This is a genomic window from Streptomyces sp. NPDC002643, from assembly GCF_053592555.1.
In genome coordinates this window covers 209,847-229,472 of the sequence record NZ_JBSFVY010000009.1, presented here as the reverse complement: position 1 = coordinate 229,472, position 19,626 = coordinate 209,847, and the positions used below count along the sequence as shown (strand labels likewise).

14 protein-coding genes and 1 pseudogene are annotated in these 19,626 nt (G+C 71.0%); 8 read left to right on the top strand and 7 right to left on the bottom strand.

Annotation, left to right across the window (positions count from 1 at the left end; all coding sequences use genetic code 11):
- Positions 1-16 precede the first annotated feature (16 nt).
- A complete protein-coding gene (locus ACWD4G_RS16410; protein WP_451293773.1) occupies positions 17-1,309 on the bottom strand; it encodes an FAD-dependent oxidoreductase in 1,293 nt (430 codons plus the stop codon).
- A gap of 315 nt (positions 1,310-1,624) precedes the next feature.
- Here ACWD4G_RS16410 and ACWD4G_RS16405 point away from each other — a divergent pair, with 315 nt between their 5' ends.
- The 5 genes from ACWD4G_RS16405 to ACWD4G_RS16385 all read left to right on the top strand — a co-directional run bounded on the left by ACWD4G_RS16405 (position 1,625) and on the right by ACWD4G_RS16385 (position 7,228).
- Positions 1,625-3,625: a hypothetical protein gene (locus ACWD4G_RS16405; RefSeq protein WP_451293771.1), complete on the top strand. Its 2,001-nt coding sequence runs from the start codon at positions 1,625-1,627 to the stop codon at positions 3,623-3,625.
- A gap of 178 nt (positions 3,626-3,803) precedes the next feature.
- On the top strand, positions 3,804-4,898 hold the full coding sequence (locus ACWD4G_RS16400; protein ID WP_451293769.1) for an ATP-binding cassette domain-containing protein: 1,095 nt from the start codon (positions 3,804-3,806) through the stop codon (positions 4,896-4,898).
- Positions 4,895-5,560 (top strand): ABC transporter permease, encoded by a 666-nt coding sequence (locus ACWD4G_RS16395; protein WP_451293768.1) that lies wholly within the window; start codon positions 4,895-4,897, stop codon positions 5,558-5,560. The genes ACWD4G_RS16400 and ACWD4G_RS16395 overlap by 4 nt, the downstream gene beginning before the upstream one ends.
- On the top strand, positions 5,557-6,246 hold the full coding sequence (locus ACWD4G_RS16390; protein WP_451293766.1) for an ABC transporter permease: 690 nt from the start codon (positions 5,557-5,559) through the stop codon (positions 6,244-6,246). Before ACWD4G_RS16395 ends, ACWD4G_RS16390 begins: the two co-directional genes overlap by 4 nt.
- A gap of 55 nt (positions 6,247-6,301) precedes the next feature.
- Positions 6,302-7,228 carry an ABC transporter substrate-binding protein gene (locus tag ACWD4G_RS16385; protein ID WP_451293928.1) on the top strand — a complete coding sequence of 309 codons (927 nt, stop codon included), beginning with the start codon at positions 6,302-6,304 and terminating at the stop codon, positions 7,226-7,228.
- A gap of 18 nt (positions 7,229-7,246) precedes the next feature.
- Here ACWD4G_RS16385 and ACWD4G_RS16380 read toward each other — a convergent pair whose 3' ends face one another.
- Together ACWD4G_RS16380 and ACWD4G_RS16375 are read right to left on the bottom strand one after the other, a co-directional pair.
- Positions 7,247-9,172, bottom strand: a complete 1,926-nt coding sequence (locus tag ACWD4G_RS16380; RefSeq protein ID WP_451293764.1) for a protein kinase domain-containing protein — start codon at positions 9,170-9,172, stop codon at positions 7,247-7,249.
- A 161-nt stretch (positions 9,173-9,333) separates the two neighbouring features.
- Positions 9,334-12,552, bottom strand: coding sequence for a family 78 glycoside hydrolase catalytic domain (locus tag ACWD4G_RS16375; RefSeq protein WP_451293762.1), 3,219 nt, complete (start codon positions 12,550-12,552; stop codon positions 9,334-9,336).
- A gap of 240 nt (positions 12,553-12,792) precedes the next feature.
- Here ACWD4G_RS16375 and ACWD4G_RS16370 point away from each other — a divergent pair, with 240 nt between their 5' ends.
- The 3 genes from ACWD4G_RS16370 to ACWD4G_RS16360 all read left to right on the top strand — a co-directional run bounded on the left by ACWD4G_RS16370 (position 12,793) and on the right by ACWD4G_RS16360 (position 16,020).
- Positions 12,793-14,196 (top strand): SMI1/KNR4 family protein, encoded by a 1,404-nt coding sequence (locus ACWD4G_RS16370; protein WP_451293760.1) that lies wholly within the window; start codon positions 12,793-12,795, stop codon positions 14,194-14,196.
- Positions 14,197-14,278: 82 nt separating this feature from the next.
- Entirely contained in the window at positions 14,279-15,805 is a 1,527-nt protein-coding gene (locus ACWD4G_RS16365; RefSeq protein WP_451293758.1) for a serine/threonine-protein kinase, read from the top strand.
- Between the two features lie 53 nt (positions 15,806-15,858).
- A complete protein-coding gene (locus ACWD4G_RS16360) occupies positions 15,859-16,020 on the top strand; it encodes a hypothetical protein (protein WP_451293756.1) in 162 nt (53 codons plus the stop codon).
- Between the two features lie 104 nt (positions 16,021-16,124).
- Here the strand turns inward: ACWD4G_RS16360 and ACWD4G_RS16355 are convergent, their stop codons facing one another.
- The 4 genes and pseudogenes from ACWD4G_RS16355 to ACWD4G_RS16340 all read right to left on the bottom strand — a co-directional run bounded on the left by ACWD4G_RS16355 (position 16,125) and on the right by ACWD4G_RS16340 (position 19,592).
- Complete coding sequence (locus ACWD4G_RS16355) at positions 16,125-17,123, bottom strand: sugar phosphate isomerase/epimerase family protein (RefSeq protein WP_451293754.1); 999 nt, start codon at positions 17,121-17,123, stop codon at positions 16,125-16,127.
- Positions 17,124-17,238: 115 nt separating this feature from the next.
- Entirely contained in the window at positions 17,239-18,447 is a 1,209-nt protein-coding gene (locus ACWD4G_RS16350; RefSeq protein ID WP_451293752.1) for a Gfo/Idh/MocA family protein, read from the bottom strand.
- A gap of 32 nt (positions 18,448-18,479) precedes the next feature.
- Positions 18,480-18,680: pseudogene (locus ACWD4G_RS16345) on the bottom strand (methylmalonate-semialdehyde dehydrogenase (CoA acylating)); the annotation flags it as partial.
- Between the two features lie 57 nt (positions 18,681-18,737).
- A complete protein-coding gene (locus tag ACWD4G_RS16340; RefSeq protein WP_451293750.1) occupies positions 18,738-19,592 on the bottom strand; it encodes a sugar phosphate isomerase/epimerase family protein in 855 nt (284 codons plus the stop codon).
- Between the last annotated feature and the right edge of the window lie 34 nt (positions 19,593-19,626).

Here is a 19,626-nt window from a genome sequence, read left to right as displayed (position 1 = left end):
CGTGCGGCTCCCCGCGTCATCCGGCCGATCTCGGGGGAAGACCGACGGACGGGCCGCCCAGCCAGAGCAGCCAGTCGGCGAGTCCGGCGAGACGTCGGGTGGTATCGGCGATGTCGTGGGAGACCACGGCCTCACGGGTGACGTGGTCGAGCGCGTTGACCACCAGCCGCGCCACCAGGAGGGCGAAGGTGTCCCGGCGGGTGTCCTGTATGCCGAGCAGCCCCAGAACCCGGTGACGTTCACGGATGTCGCGGCGCCACAGATCGAACGCGGCCCGGCGCAGCAGCACGCTCGGATCGTCCTGCCCGGTGAGCGTCCGGTGCATGGCGGCCGCGAGCCGTTCACCCGCCCAGGAACGGCGACTGCGTTCCCCGGTGTACGAGGCGAGCGTCCTGTCGTCGGTCAGGCAACGGGCCAGGCACTCCGCGTCCAGGATGCCCAGGGCCATGCCGAGCGCCGCCAGCGGATGGCCGTGCCCGACGGCGTCCCCGACCAGGGCACAGCGATGACGGCCGTAGAACACCCGCCGCCGGAACTTCGCCCCCGCCCACTGGATACGCCCGTCGGCCAACGCGCCCAGGAACGGCCCCCGCAACCCGGCGGGCAGCACATGCGCGTAGCCCTGGTGGAGGTAGCCCCGAATGCCGGTGGCCCCGGGTGCCGAGAGGGGCACGTCGGCACAGAGCCGGATCAGGGCGGGGGAGAGCCGGTAGGCCAGCACCGGGCCCGGGCCGCCGAGGAACACATGGCCGTAGCCCTCCCTGGGCAGCGAGGCGTCCGGCAGCAGCAGGCCCGCGGTGCGGGAGAGCAGCCGGGGGGACGGCTCGCCGGGTAAGAGCGAGCGACGGACGGCCGACGCCCGCCCGTCGGCACCGATGACATACCGTGCCCGGAACTCCCCGCAGCCCGTGCGGACCCGCCCCTCCGGGGAGGTCGCCACGACCCGGTCGCCCTGGCGGAGCGTCATCCCGGGTGTCTCCCGCACCGCTTGTCGTAGCCGGCCGACGAGGGTGTGGTGGTGCATGCTCACGGCCGTGCCCTCGGGATAGGGACAGGGGATGGGCGGGCCCTCGTCGTCCGGATGCAGTACGAAACCGTGGTTGCGCGTGAACTCCGCGCCGCGCAGCGGGATGCCCAGTCGGCCGAGCGCCAGCACACCGGCCGGGTGCAGCCACTCGCCCGACAGCGCGTGCCCGGGTTCGGCGACCGGGTCGACGAGTTCGACCTCGGCTCCGCTCCCCGCCAACGCCAGCGCGGTCGCACAACCGGCCGGTCCGGCCCCCGCGATCAGAACGTCCACACTCCGCATCGCGCCCCTGCCCTCACCACTCCGCCCCACGAATCCAACAGCCTTGACCTCCCTCAACTGGGGTAACTTCAAACAGTGATTGAGTCGCGACTGAAGGTGACCGAACGGCGAACGGGCTCGCGCACGGGCGCGCGGGCTGCCGGGGAGCCGCCTTGAGGGGGACCGCTCCGCCGTCGGGCCGCCGCTCACTTGCGAGAGCGGCGCTCCGCCGCCGGCCCGTCGGCCGGTTGTGAGAGCACCGGTCCACCGCCGGATCGCCCCTCTGCTTCCAGACCCCCGCTCCACTCCCAGATCGCCGCTCCACCGGAGGCATTCGTGACCCGCTCAGCCGTGCGCTCCGCCCATGCGCTCGCCACTCGGCGGCTGCTCTCTCTTCAGTGTGAGAACGGGAGTTGGGAGGGGGAGTTGGTGATGAACAACACGCCGCTGTCCCAGTACGTGATCGTGCGTCAACTCGTCGGGCGGCCGGTGCCCGAGGCATCGCGGGCGGCGATGATCCGGCACTATCGGGCCACGGTCACCCCGGAGGGCGGTTGGCGGATCATCCCCGATCGGGAGGCCGGGCCGTCGTCGCACTGCACCGTGCTCGCCCATGTCGCCCTGCGGTTGTTGGGGCTGCCCGCCGACGATCCGCTGCCCGCGCGCGCCGCGGCCTGGGTGCGGGCCCAGCCCGGAGGCGCCGCGGCCGTGCCGGCATGGGGGAGGATCTGGCTGGCGGCATGCGGACTGTACGACTACCGGGCCATCAACCCCCTCCCACCCGAGGCGTTTGTCATGCCGCGCCTCTCCCCCTTCCACCCGGACCGGCTCTACAACAACGCCCGCGTCGTCTATCAGGCCATGGCCTGGCTGTACGGCACCCGCTACCACGGCGACCTCGGACCCGTCACCGCCGAACTCCGACGCGACCTCTTCGCCGACCGTCCCCCACGCCCGGCCGACCGCACCCTCCTCGGCATCGACACCCTCCGGCCGCCGTCACCCGTCCTGCGCCTCGGCCACACCGCGCTGTCCTGGTACGAGCGGCGCCCGGCCGGCGCCCTGCGGGAGCGCGCGCTCGGCGCCTGTCTGGCGCGGGTCCAGCACGAGCAGCGGGTCACCGGGCAGGCGGCGCTGTCGTCCATCGCCAATCTGCTCAACGTCCTCGTCCTGCACGCCTCCGGCGCCGCACCCGACACCGTCGACCGGGCCCTCAAGGGCCTGGAGTACTGGAGGTGGCACGACGAGGAGGAGGGCACGCGCTTCGTCGGCAACCGCTCGGCCACCTGGGACACGGCGTTCGCCGTGGAGGCCCTCCTCGCCCACCCCACCGAAGCCGCCGACGCTCCCAGCGCTCCTATTACCTCCGGGAGCCAAGGCACTCCCGGCACCCCCGACATCCGCAAGGCCCTGCGCCGCGCCTGTCACTTCCTCCTGGACGCCCAGGAGACCGAGGAGATCGCGAACCCCGCGCTCAGCGCCCGGAGTCCGGTCGTGGGCGGCTGGTCCTTCTCCGACGGTTCGGCGCACTGGCCGGTCAGCGACTGCACGGCCGAAGCGGTGGTCGCCCTGCTGCACGCGGGGCACCCGCCGTCGGAGCACCTCCTCGGCCGGACGGCCGCCTTCCTGCTGGACCGGCAGAACCGCGACGGCGGCTTCGGCGCCTGGGAGGCGCGGCGCGGCAGCCGATTCCTCGAACTCCTCAACCCCTCCGAGCTGTTCACCCAGTGCATGGTCGAGCACTCCTACGTCGAGTGCACCGGTTCGGCCCTCCTCGCCCTCGCCCCGCTCACCGCCCGCGCACCGGCAACAGAGCGCGCCCGACTGCACGCCGCCCTGCGCCGGGGCGTGCGCTTCCTCCTGCGCCGTCAGCACGGTGACGGCTCCTGGTCCGCCGCGTGGGGAGTCAACCGCCTCTACGGCACCTTCTTCGCCGTACGCGGCCTGCTCGCCACCGGCTGTCCGCACAACCACCCCCGGCTGCGCCGCACCGCCGCCTGGCTCCAGTCCGTCCAACTGCCCGATGGCGGCTGGGGCGAGCACTATCAGGGCTTCCTCGAACAGCGTTACGTCCCCCATGCCGAGAGCCAGCCCGTGATGACGGCCTGGGCCCTGCTCACCCTGATGGAGATCACCGGTCCCGACCACCCGGCGGTCCTCGACGGCATCCGTCTGCTCACCGAGCGACAGCGACCCGACGGCACCTGGCGGCAGACCACCGCCGTCGGCGCCTTCAACGGCAGCGGAATCCTCGGCTACCGCCTCTACCCGCAGTACTTCCCCCACTGGGCCCTCGGCCGCTGGCTCGCCCTGACCGCCGCCCGGCCGCTGACCTGACATCCGGAGCGGCCTCGGTGTCGTACAGCTATCTCGTACGGCTGTATGAACATCGCCAATCCGGGCAGTAGGCCCCCGTGACATGTGAACGTTTACGTGCCGTTCACGCCAGACCATTGACTGCCATTCAGTCACAGACAACGCTGAATAGTCATATGCAGTCGGGTGAGGGGCAGCCTTGATCAGATTCGATGCGGTGAGCAAGAGGTATCCGAACGGCACCACGGCGGTGGACGAACTGTCCCTGGAGCTGGCGGAGGGCGGCATCACGGTCCTGGTCGGGCCCTCCGGCTGCGGCAAGACCACGACCCTGCGCATGATCAACCGCATGGTGGAGCCGACCAGCGGCACGGTGAGCCTGCGCGGCCGGGACATCCGTGAGGTCAACGCCCCCGAACTGCGGCGCGGCATCGGATATGTGATCCAGCACGCCGGACTGTTCCCGCACCGCACCGTCCTCGACAACATAGCCACCGTGCCCCTGCTCCTCGGCCGGCCCCGCAAGAAGGCCCGGGCCAGGGCCGCCGAACTGCTCGAACTGGTGGGCCTGCCCGCCGAGTTCGCCAAGCGGTACCCGCATCAGCTGTCCGGTGGCCAGCAGCAGCGTGTCGGGGTGGCCAGGGCGTTGGGCGCCGACCCGCCGGTGCTGCTGATGGACGAGCCGTTCAGCGCGGTCGACCCGATCGTCCGGGCCGAACTGCAGGGCGAGTTCATCCGGCTGCAGAAGGAACTGCACAAGACGATCGTCTTCGTCACCCATGACATCGACGAGGCGATCAAACTCGGTGACAACATCGCCGTGTTCCGAACGGGCGGAAAGCTCGCCCAGTTCGACACCCCCGAGCGGCTGCTGTCCCGGCCCGCCGACGACTTCGTGGCCGATTTCGTGGGCCACGACCGGGGCATCCGCCGACTCTCCTTCGTACGCGCGGCCGATGTACCCCTGCGCGAGGGAACGATCCTGCCCGCGTCAGCCCCCGTGGCACAGGCCCGTAAGACCGACGAACCCTGGGTCCTCGTCGTCGACGACGACCGACACCCCCTCGGCTGGGCCGCCGTCCCCGACCTCCCCGAGAGCGGCACCCTCGCCGACGTTCGACTCGCCTCCCTCGGCCACACCTTCAGCCTCGTCGGCGACTCGGCGCGGGCCGCCCTTGACTCGGCGCTGCTCTCACCGGCGAGGCTGGCAGTGGGCGTGGATGCGGACGGCGCGGTCGTCGGCGTCGCGGATGTGCACGAGATCACCGACAGTGCGGGCGGTGACCACGAGTGAACGAGGACGAACCGCTCGTCCGGTGGGGGTGGATCGCCGATCACGCCGGTGAACTCGCCGACTACACCGGCGTCCATCTCAGACTCGGACTGCTCCCGGTGCTGTTCGGGCTGATCATCTCGGTGCCGCTCGGCATGCTGTGCCATCGCTGGCGCTGGCTGTATCCGCCGGTGTCGACCCTGGCGAACATCCTGTACGCGATCCCGTCGCTGGCCCTGTTCATGATCTTCGTGCGGTACACGGGGCTGACCGAGCAGACGGTGATGATCCCGCTGACCCTCTACACCCTGTCCGTGCTGGTGCCCAATGTCGTGGACGGTCTCGCCTCGGTGCCCGAACCGGTCCGGCTCGCGGCCACCGCGATGGGATTCGGCGCCGTTCGAAGGGTCGTCCAGGTCGAACTGCCCATCGCCGTACCGGTCGTCATCGCCGGCGTACGGGTCGCCGCCGTGTCGTCGATCAGCCTGGTCGCCGTGGGCCAGCTGATCGGGCAGGGCGGCCTCGGCTACTACATCACCCGGGGTCTCCAACTCGACTTCCCCACCCCGATCGTCACCGCGATCGCCCTGATCATGCTGCTCGCCCTCGCCACCGACGCCCTGCTGGTCCTGGCACAGCGACTGCTCACCCCCTGGTCCCGAAGCAAGGTGACGGCGGCATGAACGACTTCCTCAACCAGATCGAGCTGGTCGCCGACTGGCTGACGTCCTCCGCGCAGTGGCACGGCGACGACGGCATCCCCCAGCGCCTCCTGGAACACCTCACCTACAGCGGACTGTCCCTGCTCTTCGCCGCGCTGATCGGGCTGACGTTCGGGCTGCTCGTCGGGCACACCGGCCGGGGCGCGTTCGCCGTGGCCAGCGTCGCGAACCTCGCCCGCGCGATCCCCACCTTCGGCCTGGTCGTCCTCGTCGTCACCCTCGCCGGCCTCAGCACCGCGCCCGTCCTGGTCGCCCTGGTGGCGCTCGCGGTCCCGCCGATCCTCATCAACACCTTCGAGGGCGTACGGGGAGTGGACCCCGACACCCGCGACGCGGCGCGCGGGATCGGGATGACCGAGTGGGAGATCCTCACCAAGGTCGAGGTGCCGATGGCGCTGCCGCTGATCCTGCTCGGGCTGCGGGTCGCCGCGATCCAGGTGGTCGCCACCGCGACCGTCGCCGCCTACCCCGGGCTCGGTGGACTCGGCCGGTTCATCGTCGACGGACTCTCCCGCAACGACTACGAGTTGGTCATCGGCGGCTCCACCGTCGTCGTCGCCCTCGCCCTGGTCGTCCAGCTCGCCTTCACCGCGCTGCGGCGCGTCGCCGTCTCCCCGGGCCTGAGGGCCTCGGCGTCCAAGTCCTGAACTTCCTCCGCCCCGGCCAACGAGGGCTCCCAGAAAGGAAACACCCATGCGAGGCATGTACAGAGGCACGGCGTTCGGTCTGATCACCGCGCTCACCCTCACGCTCACCGCCTGCGGCGGGGGCGGCGACAGCGACGACAACCCCCTGACCGGCGGAGACGAGGGCGACGGTACGTCCATAGTCGTCGGCTCGGCCAACTTCCCCGAGAACCAGCTCCTCGCCGAGATCTACGCCCAGGCCCTGGAGGACAAGGGCCTGAAGGTGACCCGCAAGTTCGACATCGGGGCCCGCGAGGTCTACTACGACCAGGTCGTCAAGGGCGGCATCGGAGTCTTCCCCGAGTACAACGGCGCCCTGCTGTCCGTGGCCGTCGACAAGAACAGCACCGCCACCACCACCGAGGACGTCAACGCCGAACTGAAGGAGAAACTCCCGAAGTCGGTCGAGATCCTCGACTCCTCCCCGGCCGAGGACAAGGACTCCGTCACCGTCACCGCCGAGACCGCCGCCAAGTACGACCTCACGACCCTCGCCGACCTCAAGCCGGTCGCGAAGGACCTGACCATCGGCGCCAGCTCCGAGTTCAAGACCCGCACCCAGGGCCTGGTCGGGCTGGAGAAGGTCTACGGCGTGGAGTTCGGCAAGTTCCAGCCACTCGACGCGGGCGCCCAGACCACCCTGGTGAAGCTGCTGAAGTCCAACGAGATCCAGGCCGCCAACCTCTACACCACCGACCCGGCCATCGTCGCCGACAAGCTGGTCGTCCTGGAGGACCCGCAGAACCTGTTCTCCTCGCAGAACGTCACCCCGCTCGTCTACAAGGACGCGGTGAACGACACCGCCAGGTCGGCGCTCAACGCCGTATCGGCGAAGCTCACCACCGAGGACCTGCTGGAGATGATGAAGAAGCTCGTCAACGACAAGGAGGACGCGGACACCGTCGCCGAGGAGTGGCTGACGAAGGCAGGTCTCGCCGGCTGACCGGCCTTCGGGCCTCCGTCACTCCGAACCGCGCAGCACCGGCCACACGCTGGGGCGGACGACTCCGTCGGCGTCGAGGCCGTGGTCGGTCTGGAAGGCGATCACCGCGGCCTCCGTTCCCTCGCCGAAGTAGCCGTCCATGCCGTCGGAGCCCACGTCGTAGCCGCGTTTGATGAGGATGCACTGCACCTGGACCACACGATTGCCGCTCTGGCCGGGCTTGGTGTTGCCGTTGCCGTTGTAGTAGGTGCAGTCCGAGACCCAGGCCGGGTCCCCCGACGTGGGGGGTGAACTGCTCTGGGTCGGCGTGGGTTCGGCGGGCCCGTCGGTCGTGGTGCCGGGCGTGGACGGCTCGGTGCCCCCGTCCTCGCCGGTGGGGGAGGAGCCGGGGGCGTCGACGTCGGCGGTGCCGTCCTCGACGCCCGAGCCGTCACCGCCCTTGCCGCCCTCGCCGGACACCTCCGACACGGAGGCCCCGCCGTCCGCCACGGGAACGCCGTCCGCGGAGGGCCCGGACGCCGTCGAGGAGGCGTCGTCGTCACCGGGGACGCCGTCCACGGCCGTCGACCTCCCCGGCTCCCGCGCCTCGGTCGTGGACGCGTCGGGGCGGGTGAGCACATAGGTGCCGGCGGCCACCGCGCACAGGGCGACGGAGGCGGCGACGACCGACACCTGCTTGCGCCGCGTCCGCGTACGGGACTTCGACGCGGCGGACCGGGACGCCTTCTCCTCCACCGCCGCCGCTCCCGGCCGGGCGCCCTCGCCACCCGGGGTCTCGCGCTTGTCCTGGGCGGCGCCCTCGTCCCGAGCCGCGCCTCCGGCCGAGGCGGCAGCCGCGCCCGCCGCCGACCGTTCGCTCTCGGACGGGCCACGGCGGACCTGTTCGAGGGGGAGCACGCGCAGCTCCTCGTACGCCCGCTGCCGGGCGCGCACCCGGCCGCCGAGCGGCTCCGACCAGTCGACGGCGCCCATGGCAGCCGCGGCCCCGGAGGCACCCGCGACCTTGGCCCCGCCGAGCGCATCTGAGGCACCCGCGGCCCCGGCCCCGCCACGCGCACCGGCGTGCGGCCGGGCCGCCTCGACGAGGTCCTGCGGGGTCGGCCGCTGACCGGGCTCCTTGGCCAGACAAGCGGTCAATAACGCGGCGAGCGTGGCGTCGGCCGCCGCGATCTCCCCGATGACCTTCGCGTTCGGCTCCTCGAACGCCACCCGGTGCATCACATCGACACCGGTGCCGTCACCGAACGGGGCGCTGCCGGTGACCGCGTAGACCAAAGTGCAGGCGAGGGAGAACACATCCGACGCGGTGTCGCACTCACCGGTCCGCAGATACTCCGGCGACATGTACGCCGGGGTGCCCACCCGGTTTCCGGTGCCGGTGATGGCGCTGGCGTCGGCGGCCTTGGCGATACCGAAGTCGATGACATGCGCGCCCCGCACGGACAGCAGGACGTTCGACGGCTTGAGGTCCCGGTGCACGATCCCGGCGGCGGAGAGATCGGCGAGGGTCCGCCCCAGCTCCGCCACCAGCCGCCACACGGTCGCCGCGCCCAGGGCACCGCCCTCCTGGACGGCGACCGAGAGATCGAGTCCCGGCAGATACTCGGTGGCCATCCACAGCAGTTCGTCGTCGAAGCCCGTACCGCACAGCCTCGGCATGTTCGGCGTACGGACCCGCTCATGGACCGACGCCTCGCGCTCGAACCGGCGCCGGAACCGCACATCCTCCGCGTACTCCGGCCGGATCACCTTCACCGCGACCAACTCGGGGCTGCCGTCCATCGGACGCGCCACATAGACGCGCCCCATGCCACCACTGCCGAGCAGCCCCAGCGACACATACGGACCGACACGATCCGGGTCGCCGGGGCGCAACGGCAGAGCGCCGGACCGTTTCAGCGCCTCCGGCGCCGGAACCCGGTCCGACGCTCCCCGCGTCGGCACCCCCTCAGCCGCCCGACGCGCCGGAACCCCGTCTGCCGCTCGATGTGGTGGCACCGGCCGCTGGTCTGACACAACACCCCCGAAGTGACTTTCCCCGTACGTCAGTTCGCCCCCAAGGGTGTTGACATTAGCTCAGCCGGGGCCGGGGTTCCGGGTTTCCGTCACTTCCGTACCACCTCCGTGACGCCCGAGCCGACCGGACCGATCCGCAGCACGGTGCCCGTGAGGTCGGTGAACGACTCGACCTTCACCGACCCCCGACCGTCGGCCGCCGTCCCGGTCACGTCGTACGCCGCCGGATCGGCCTCCCCGATCTCCACCTCCAGCACCGCACGGGAGTTCGGCGGCACGGTCACCCGCGTCGAGTGCGCGTCGCCGGAGCGGCGCACCCGTACGGAGACCGGCCCGCGCACCGAGGGAACCGTCCCCTCGGCCTCCGTCAGCGCCCCCGTCCTGGGCCGGATCAGGAACCCGGCCGCGCCCGGCTCGCTGACCTGCACGCCGAGGATGTGCCGGGCCACAGCGTTCGCGGGCGCGGACGCCCAGGCGTGGGAGAGCGTCATATTGGACTTCAGCGCGGGGTCCCACGCCTCCGTGACGATGGTCGCCTTGAGCGCGTCCAGCATGTGCAGCCACGAGTTGGTGGCCGTGGAGGTCAGCAGGGCCAGCGCCGCGTCGGAGCGGCCGAGCCGGAAGAGCGCGTCCAGCAGGAACTGCGACCCGTAGACGCTCACCTTCATCCCGCCGCCCGCGAGGGTGTCGCCCAGTTTGGCCAGGACGTCCTCGTCCAGCCCGTCGGCGACACCGAGGGCCACGGGGAACGCGGTGGCGTGCTGGGCGCTGTGGGTGGTGCCGATGCCGTCGACGAACCGCCCGGCCGAGGAGTCGAGGAGCGTGGTGCGCATGGCCTTGGCGAGGGTGTCGGCCCGGTCGTGCAGCGTGGCCGCGTCGTCGTCCTTGCCAAGGACCTCGGCGCACTTGGCGAGGGCTTCGAACGCCGCGTACTGGAAGGCGTTGACCACCGTGTTGACGTTGGTGAAGACATACCCGTCGCGGCTGGCGGCCGGCCAGTCGACCAGGTCGCCCAGGTTCTGGCTGGTGTTGCCGGGCGCCTTGCGGACCAGACCGTCGGTGTCCAGATAGGAGGTGAGGTTCTTGGCCGTGAGCAGGTCGTAGTCCTTGGCGAGCTGCCGGTCGTCCCCGGTGGCGAGATAGTCCTCCCACGCGGAGATCGCGCACATCAGCCGGTACTCGGTGGGCCAGGTGCCCTTGCGGACCAGATAGTCGTTGGACCAGCGCGCGAGGGCGTACGACCGCTGGACGCCGTACTCGGAGAGCTGGTTGATCAGCGCGTCGCCCTCGTACGGGCCGCGTTCGCGGGTCGGGGTGTCGGTGTAGAGGTCGCCGCGGGTGGCCTCGATGGAGTACCGGCACAGTTCCCACACCCGGTCCAGGTCGGCGTTCGAGCTGCGGAACGAGGCGTGGGAGTCGTCCCAGTCGAGTTTCCAGGCGCGGCCGGTGACGACCGCCGTCGACAGGTCGAGGGAGGTGCGCAGCTCGGCCCAGCGGAAGCCCCGGTAGCCCCAGTGCTCGAAGCGCTGCTCGCCGTCGCGCAGCGTCCACACCTCGCGGTAGGTGTTGGTGGCGCGGAGCTGGTACTTGACCGTGCCGTCGGAGTTCAGCTCCTCGCCGAGCCGCACCTCGACGGTGTCGCCCGCGCCGCCGGAGATCTCCAGGGCCAGCCCGCCGACGATCTCCCGCCCGAGGTCGACCAGCCAGCGGCCGTCCGCGACCTTGGTGACGGAGGCGGGGGTGACGTCGTGCGGCCGTACCGCCTCGATCGGCGCCGGTACGAGGGCGTCGATCGCGGTCCGGACGACCGGGGCGAGCCAGTCGCCGTCGTCGAAGCCGGGCTTCGTCCAGCCGACCGGCTCGCGCCGCAGATCCCAGTACTCCTGCGGGACGGTGAAGTAGCTGCTGCCCGCACTGCCCTTCGACGGCAGCAACCCGGCCTGACGGCGCGCCTTCCAATGGTCGCCGGACGCGACGGTGGTCCGGCTGCCGTCCGCGTACGTGATCTCCAGCTGGGCCAGGAACTTCTGCTGCGAGGTCGTCCAGCACAGCGCCGCCAGCGCGTTGGCCTTGCCGTCGGCCCGCAGCGTGGAGGTGATGTCGAACGCCTGGTAGGCGGTGCCGGAGCCGGAGCGGACGGAGGCGTAGCCGACCGTGCTGCCGTTGCTCCACACCTTCGCGACGTACTGCCGGGCCGGATCGGGCGAAGTGGCGGCGACGTAGAGGATCGCGGCGGCTATCTCCTTGCCGGCCTTCGTCTCGTACTCGTGGCGCAGTAGCGCCCAGGTGTCGTCGGCCCCGTAGGAGGACAGCGAGGAGGCGCCCGTGGGGAAGGTGAGCGTGCCGCCCGAGACGGTGCCGGTGGCGAAGGTGCCCTTGTCGGAGGCGAAGTCGTCGTCCAGCAGGACCGTGCCGTCGACGGCGGTGAACGTGACCCGGTCGTAGATCTGCGACTCGCTGAGGCCGTTGCGCAGGCCGACGTTCCCGGAGGCGTAGCGGCTGTCGGTGGTCGTGTCCACGACGGTGCCGTTGACGGAGGTGGTGAAGGTGGCGCCGGTCATCGTGACGGAGAGGTCCAGCCACTCCCCGGTGGTCACGGCGAACGGCAGCTTGACCTCGCCGAGCACGCTGTACGTCCCGTTCACACAGACGTGCTTGCGCAGCACACCGGGGCTGCCCGCGCGCAACTGCCACATGTAGTTGTTGGCGGTGTTCGTGGCCCGGAACCACAGCCCTGCCGCCACTGCCGTGATCTTCAGCCGGACGGTGAAGGTGCCGTCGGTCATCACCGGCCCGGCCGGCACCCAGATCGGCTCCGCCTCCCACTCGTCCTCGACCGAGGTCGCCAGCAGCGAGGGCTCCGACCACGCCGACCGCTGCTCACCCCAGCTGCTCACCCGCCACCAGTACGCGGTACGAGGCTCCAGCGCGGGCCCGCCGTACGGTACGGCGGTGGAGTCGGCGGACGTCCGCTTCCCGGAGTCCCAGACCAGCTCGTCGGAGTCGAAACCACCCGGAGTGGCCGCCACCTGGAGCTGGTAGGCGCGCTGGACCGTTCCCGCGCCGAAGTCGGGCATCCGCCAGCTGAACCGGGGGCGTTCCCCGGCGCTCGTCGCGAGGGCCCGCGGCAGCAGATCGGTGAGCATCCCGCTCGGCGCGGGCGGCTTCCCGGCGGCGAGCGCGCCCGTCGGAACGGCGGCCCTCGGGCCGGGCGCGGCAAAGGCTTGCGTACCGCCCGACAGGACGACGGAGGCGGCCGCGGCGCCGCCGAGCCGGAGAAGTCTTCGCCGTGAGAGATCCCGCGCCATGGTGCACCTTCGGTTCGATCGATGATGGGTGGAGAGCGTGAGGGGGTGGTGAAAGGTTTCAATGCGATTGCCCGGAGGTTAGGGTTCCGCGACGAATTCGGTCAATGGGTGATGCGAAATCGACCTCATGAGGAATGAAACGATTTAACCGGCTCCGCGGACAGGGGGCCGGGCCCGGCCAGGACACCCACGTCCGTGATAATCGCCTCGCCCCGCTCGCCGGAACCACCGGAGGACACCGTGTCCGCACTCCATGACTTCGCCACCTGGGAGCCGCTGTTGAGGCTCCTGTGGGCCGACAAGGCGGAGCCGCTCGCCGCCCCGGGCGGCCAGGTGGCGGGGCAGATCAACGTCCACTCGTGGAGCGTGCCCCTGACCCGGGCACGGCCGAGGCCTCAGGCCGACGACATGAAGACCGAGTGGGACGCGGTGGAACTGGTGCGCAACGCGCTCATGGAGGCCGACGTCGAGGGCGTCTCGTTCACGCTGGAGGCGATACCCGACGGGCGGGCCCGGCTGACCCTGATCGGTCCGAACCCCGCCGTGGAGTACGGCGTCGGCGGGCCGCACCCCGGCTCGCTGATCCTGGTCGAGGGCGCCGTCCCCGAGCCATGGCGCCGTCTGCCCGAACCGACGCCCGACGCCGTCCCCGCCCCGACCAGGGACCTCACCCTGCTGGAGCGGACCCTGCGCGAACGGCTGCCCGACGCCGTCGGCGCCACCGACGAGGAGATCGCCGCCACCGAGGAGCGCTTGGGCGTCCCCCTGCCCGACGAACTCAAGGTGCTCTACCGGGTGACACGGGCGCGCTGGCAGGACGGGGGCGGCGGCTACGAGGCGGCCGAGGCCCAGTACAAGGCGGTCGGCTGCGAACTGCTGCCCCTGGACAAGGTGTACGTCGCGGACGCGCCGTCCCGCCCGGCCCTGTGGCGGTTCGGGGCGAAGGACGCGGTCGTGACACCGCCCGACGCCGCCGTGCAGGGCCTGGTCGGCTCTCCCGGCTGGATCGCCTTCGGCGACAACGGCGGCGGCGACCGGCTCGCCGTCGACCTGACCCCCGGCCCGCGCGGACACGTGGGACAGATCGTCATCCTCAGCCACGAGGAGCACGTCGGCGCCGGCCTGGTCGCCGACTCCCTCACCGACCTCGTGCTGCACGGGCGCAAGAAACACTCCGGCGGCCGTCGCCGGAACGACGAGGCGCCGCCGGTGGTCTGGGTCAACCACGCCAGTGTGCGCAGCGTCGAGGCCGCCGCCCACCCCGGTCTGGAAGTCCTGAGCATCGGCGTGTGGGAGGGCGAACCCTTCAGCCTCGCCCCCGTCGTCGACCTGGCCCGGCTGCGCACCCTCTGCGCCTACCCCGGCACCCTCGCCGACCCCCTGGAGATCACCCGGCTCAACGGCCTGGAGTTCCTCGAACTCCCGCCCGAGGACTGGCGAATCCTCCTCGACGCCGAAGCCGTCCCGCGCACCCTGCTCTCCGCCTTCATCGAGGTGCGCAACGACCGCCCCGTGCACCCGATCGTCGACCTCGCCAACGAGATCCTCGCCCTCTGGGACCGCCCCCCGATCCCCCGGACCGTCCTCGAAGGCGACCTCGGCCCGCTGGGGTGGCCGACGGCGCACACCGACTCGGCGTACTGATGTCCGAACCCTCCGCTAGAGTCTCGCCTCGTCCCCGGATGGACCTCCTGTCCGGGGTTGCGCGCTGGGGGTAACGGCGGACATGGGGCCCGAAGGAATGCGACTGCCCGGCTACGAGATCCACGAGGTCCTCGGCCAGGGCGGATTCGCCACGGTGTACCGGGCCCGGCAACTCGCCGTGGGCCGGGAGGTCGCGCTCAAGGTGGACAGCAGACTGCTGTCCACACCGCGCGACCAGCAGCGGTTCATGCGCGAGGTCACGGCCGCCGGGCAACTGTCCGGCCACCCGCACGTCGTGCCCGTCTACGACGCCGGGGTGCTCCCCGACAACCGCCCCTACATGGTCCTGGAGTTGTGCCCCGGCGGCTCGCTCGGCGACCGCCTCCACCGACAGGGCCCCCTACCCCTGAAGGAGGCCCGCGACATCGGCGTGGGCCTCGCCGACGCGGTGGCCGCCGCCCACGCCGCAGGCGTACTCCACCGCGACATCAAACCCGGCAACGTCATGGTCAACCGCTACGGCGGCATCGCCCTCACCGACTTCGGCCTCGCCGCCATGCCCCGCCCCGGCCGCGAACTCTCCGTCACCCGCGAGGCGTTGACCCCCGCGTACGCCCCGCCCGAGGCCTTCCACATGGCCGACCCCACCCCCGCGGGCGACGTGTACTCCCTCGCCGCCACCGTCTACGCCCTGCTGCGCGGCCTCCCGCCCCACTACCCGGAGGACGGCACCCAGCTCAGCCTCGCCGAACTGATCGTCCGCCACACCTGGCCCTACCCCGACCTCGGCCAGGTCCCCGCCGCCCTCAACGACACCCTGCGCTACGCCCTCGCCGCCGACCCGGCCGGGCGCCTCTCCGACGCGGGCGCGTTCCGTGACGCCCTCGCCGCCGTCGACCTCGACACCATCGACCTCGGGCCGACCGGGGGCGGGGGCTTCGGCCCGGCGCCCAGCACGACCACGGTCCCGCGGTACCGGGACGCCCCGCCCTCCTCGTACCCCGGGACCTACGCCACGACCGACCCGTACGGCGGCACGCCCCCGACCGCTCCGGTGGCCCCCTCCACCACGGTGACTCCGGGACGGCCGGGTGGAGCGGGCGGTACGACCGTGGCCCCCGGGCCGGGCGGTACCGGTCGTACGACGGTCGTTCCCGGGCGGGGCGGTGACGGCGGCGGTGATGACGACCGTGGGCGGAAGGCGACGCGAGGCCGACGCCCGCTGGTCCTCGCGCTGGCGGCGGTGGCCGTGTCCGTGAGCCTGTCGGTCACCGTCTTGGTGTACCAGGGCGGTTCGTACGACGACGGGGGAGGGGACACCTCGTCGGCCGCGTCGCCGTCCGCCGGTGCGACCGCCGAGGACGACAAGGGCGGCGAGGACGGAGAGTCGGGCTTCGGCGTGGCGACGGTGACGGAGAACTGCGCCGCGACGAGCGTCGAGGGAGTCGGCGGCCGGTGCGTCGAGACCCCCGAGTGCTGGAGCGGGATCACCGACATCTCCGGCATCATCACGGTCAGCCGCGCCGACTGCCAGGCCAAGCACGTCTGGGAGACCTTCGCGACGCACCGCTGCCGAAGGACGGCCAGACGAACAACGCCCGTGATCTGATCAAGCACCCGGACATCAAGAAGCTCTGCTCCCAGAAGGTCAGGTCCGCGTCGATGGTCCCCGGCGGCCGCGAGGTCGCCAAGAAGTGGAGCGTCGACATCATTCCGCCGAGCTCTGCGGAATGGGCCGATGGGCTGCGGGTCGTCCGCTGTGTCGCGGCGGCCCGGACGGAGGACGGGGAGAAGACGGGCAGCCAGTTCGCGGTACAGAGCTGACCGCAGTCCCATACAGAGCTGACCGCCGCCCCGTACCCACCGGACGGACAGGTCGGCACGGGGCGGCGGCCGACTGGCCGGCCGGCCGATTGGAGCGGTGCGGCTCAGAGCGCGGAGGCCGCGCCGTGGAGGTTCTTCGCGGCCAGGGCCAGGCCCTCGGTCTGGGAGTAGGCGGCGTCCTCGTGCTCGATGTTGACGGCCATGTCGGGGTCGATCTCGGCGAGGGCGCGCAGGAACTCGGTCCAGAAGGGGACGTCGTTGCCGAGGCCGACGGCGACGAACTTCCAGGCGGGGTTCTCGGGCCAGGCGTTGCACCAGAAGCCGTAGCCGGTCGGCACCTTGCCCGGGGCGTCGGCGGGGACACGGGTGAAGGACGTGTCCAGGACGCCCCGGATGTCGGCGCCCGGACAGAGCGTCGCGTCCTTCGCGGCGGCGTGGAAGACGAGCGGGCCGAGCCACTTGACGGAGGCGATGACGTCCATGCCCTGCCACATCAGATGGGAGGGGTCCATCTCCGCGCCCACGTTGGTCAGAGCGCCCTCGTCGACGAGCCGCTTGAGCGTGACGGGGGAGAAGACGACGTTGTGCGGGTGCATCTCGATGGCGACCCGGACGTCGTTCTCCCGGGCGAGGGCGTCGATCTCCTTCCAGAACTCGACGGCCACGCCCCACTGGTAGTCGAGTACGTCCATGTAGACGCCGTCCCAGGGGTTCACCACCCAGGAGGGGTACTTGGCGTCCGGGTCGGAACCCGGGGTCCCCGACATGGTGACCACATGCCTGACACCGAGGAGCCCCGCGAGACGGATGGTGCGGCGCAGATCGTCGGCGTGCTTGGGGCCGACGCCGGGGAGCGGGTTGAGCGGGTTGCCGTTGCAGTTGAGGCCCGTCAGTTCCATCCCGCGCTCGGCGAAGACGGCGAGGTATTCCTCGCGGGCCTTGGCGGAGGAGAGAAGCAGATCGACGGGGCAGTGCGGCGAGGGGATGAAGCCACCGGTGTTGACCTCCACGGAGGTCAGACCGTTCTCCTTGAGGATGTCGAGGGCCTCGGTCAACGTCCGGTCGTGCAGACAGGCGGTGTACGCGCCGAGCTTGAGAGCCATGGATCGTGTCCTTCGGTGGGCGGGCGATCGGTGACAGATCAGTGAGTGATCGGGAGGTGATCGGGGGTGATGGGTGAGTGAGCAGGGAGTCGGCGGGGAGCGAGCGGGAGGGAGATCAGACGGCGGGCGGAGCGGCGACAGGGGGAACGGCGACGGCCGCACCCTCGTCGCGGGCGGAGTCGACGACGGCCCGGATGATCTCCATGGTCCGCAGCGCGTCGGCGAAGGTGGCGCATGCCGGCAGGGCCTCGGCGACCCCGGCGACCTGGTCGAGGAACGCGCGGGCCTGGTAGGTGAAGTTGTCACCGTTGCTCGCGCCCACACCCGGCGCCTCCATCGGAACCCCGCCCGCGAAGTAGGGCAGGTTCGGCCCGGCGATGATCTGCCGGGCGCCGCGCGTACGGGCGTTGGGCTGGGCGTCGTCGAAGAGGTACTCGGCGGGCCGGTGCTGGTCGAACGCGGCCCGGCCGCCGAGGCCCAGCACATCGAAGGCGAGCCCGTTGGGCAGACCGAAACCGGTGCGCGTCACCGAGAAGGTGCCGACGAGCCCCGACTCGAAGCGGGCGGTGAAGGACGCCGTGTCCTCGTTCTCCACCTCGCCGAACTCGTCCGACACGGGCGCGGCGTTGTGCCCGACGACCGCCCCCAGCGGCAGCGGACGCTTGGTGATCCGCGTCGACAGCGAGGCACCGGAGACGGACGCGATCGGTCCGGCGACATACTCGGCGGCGTCGATGATGTGCGACCCGATGTCCCCGAGCGCACCGGAACCGGCGCCCCCCTTGAACCGCCAGCTCAGCGGCCCGTTCGGGTCGGTCGCGTAGTCACACCAGTACCGCCCGCTGAACAACGTCAGATCACCCAGCTCACCCCGCTGGACATGCTCACGGATCGCGGCGATACCGGGCGCCCGACGGAAGGTGTACCCGACCGCCGTCACCACCTCCGCCGTCCGCTCCAACTCGGCCATCGCACGCGCGTCTTCGAGCGATCCGGCAAGCGGCTTCTCACACAGCACATGCTTGCCCGCCGCGACCAGCGCCTCCGCGATCGGACGGTGCAGGGCGTTTCCCACGACGATGCTGACCGCGTCGATCGTCGGGTCCTCGGCCACGGCCTCCCAACTCGGGAGCGCCTCCTCGAAGCCGTACCGGCGGGCGGCGTCCTCGCCGAGCGCGACATTGGCATCGGCGATCGCCGCCAGCCGCACCGGCGGCAGCCCGGCCCCGAACACCGTGTTGACGTTGCGATATCCGGCGGCGTGACTGCGACCGGCCATACCGGCTCCGATCACCGCGACGGAGAGAGGCTTTGACGTTGTCATGAGGGTGCCTTTCAAAAGGACACGTGGCGGTGTCAGTTGGAGGTGGGGAAGTTGAACCCGGCGGTGACGTGCTGGGCCTGCTGGGGCCAGCGGGTGGTGACGACCTTGGGGCGGGTGTGGAAGCGGATGCCTTCAAGGCCGTGGATGGGGTTGTCGCCGATGAGGGAGTCCTTCCATCCGCCGAAGGAGTAGTAGGCCATGGGGACGGGCACCGGCACGTTGATGCCGATCATGTCGGCCGGGTCACCAGGTCACCAGGCACCAAGTCACCAAGCACCCAGCCCCCTGAGTCACCAAGTCGCCAGATACTCGTCGATCTTCTTCCGCATGAACACGGACGACTCCTTGGCGCGGTCCTCCCAGGCGAACACACAGGACGTGAGGGTCCCGTCGAACTCGTTGGCCTTCAGCTCGCGGAACAGTTCGTCGAAGTCGACCTCGCCCTGGCCGATGTCGAGATGTTGGTGGACACGGGCCGTGGTGCCGGGCGGGTTGAGGATGTAACGGTTGCCCGACGACGCCGTGTGGTCGAGGACATCGGCCAGGTGGACGTGGGTGAGCAGGTCCCCCGCGTATTGGATGATCCCGGGGGCGTCGTTGCCGATGTGGAAGGTGTGCGGGGCGCAGTACAGGAAGCTGACGTTGGGATGGTTGATCCCACGGATCAGGTTGACCGCGTCGTAGCCGTTCTCGATGAAATCGTCCGGGTGGGGCTCAAGGGCGAGTTTGATGCCCTCCTGCTCGAAGAGCGGAAGGAGTTCCTCCATCGACTTCCAGAACTGCGCCTCGCTGCAGTCGGGTTCCTCCGGTCGCCCGTTGAACTCGGAGATCATGCTGTCCACACCGAGGTCGGCGGTGATACGGATGGCCCGCTTCCAGTAGCGTACGGCCGCCTGCCGGGCGTCCTCGTCCGGCCCGGACCAGCGGAACAGAGGCAGTACGGAGGAGACGCCGACGCCCGCCGCGTCCAGGGCCTTGCGGAACTTCCGTACCGTCCCGTCGTCCACACGCGGGTGACGGAAGAACGGGATGAAGTCCTCCCGAGGGGAGAGCTCGATCCATTCATAGCCCAACTCGGCTACCACGGCCGGTAGTTCGAGCAAGGGGACATGGCGGATCATGTACGGGTCGAGGGCGATCTTCACGGGGGATGCCTTCCGGGTGTGAATGGGGGGACGG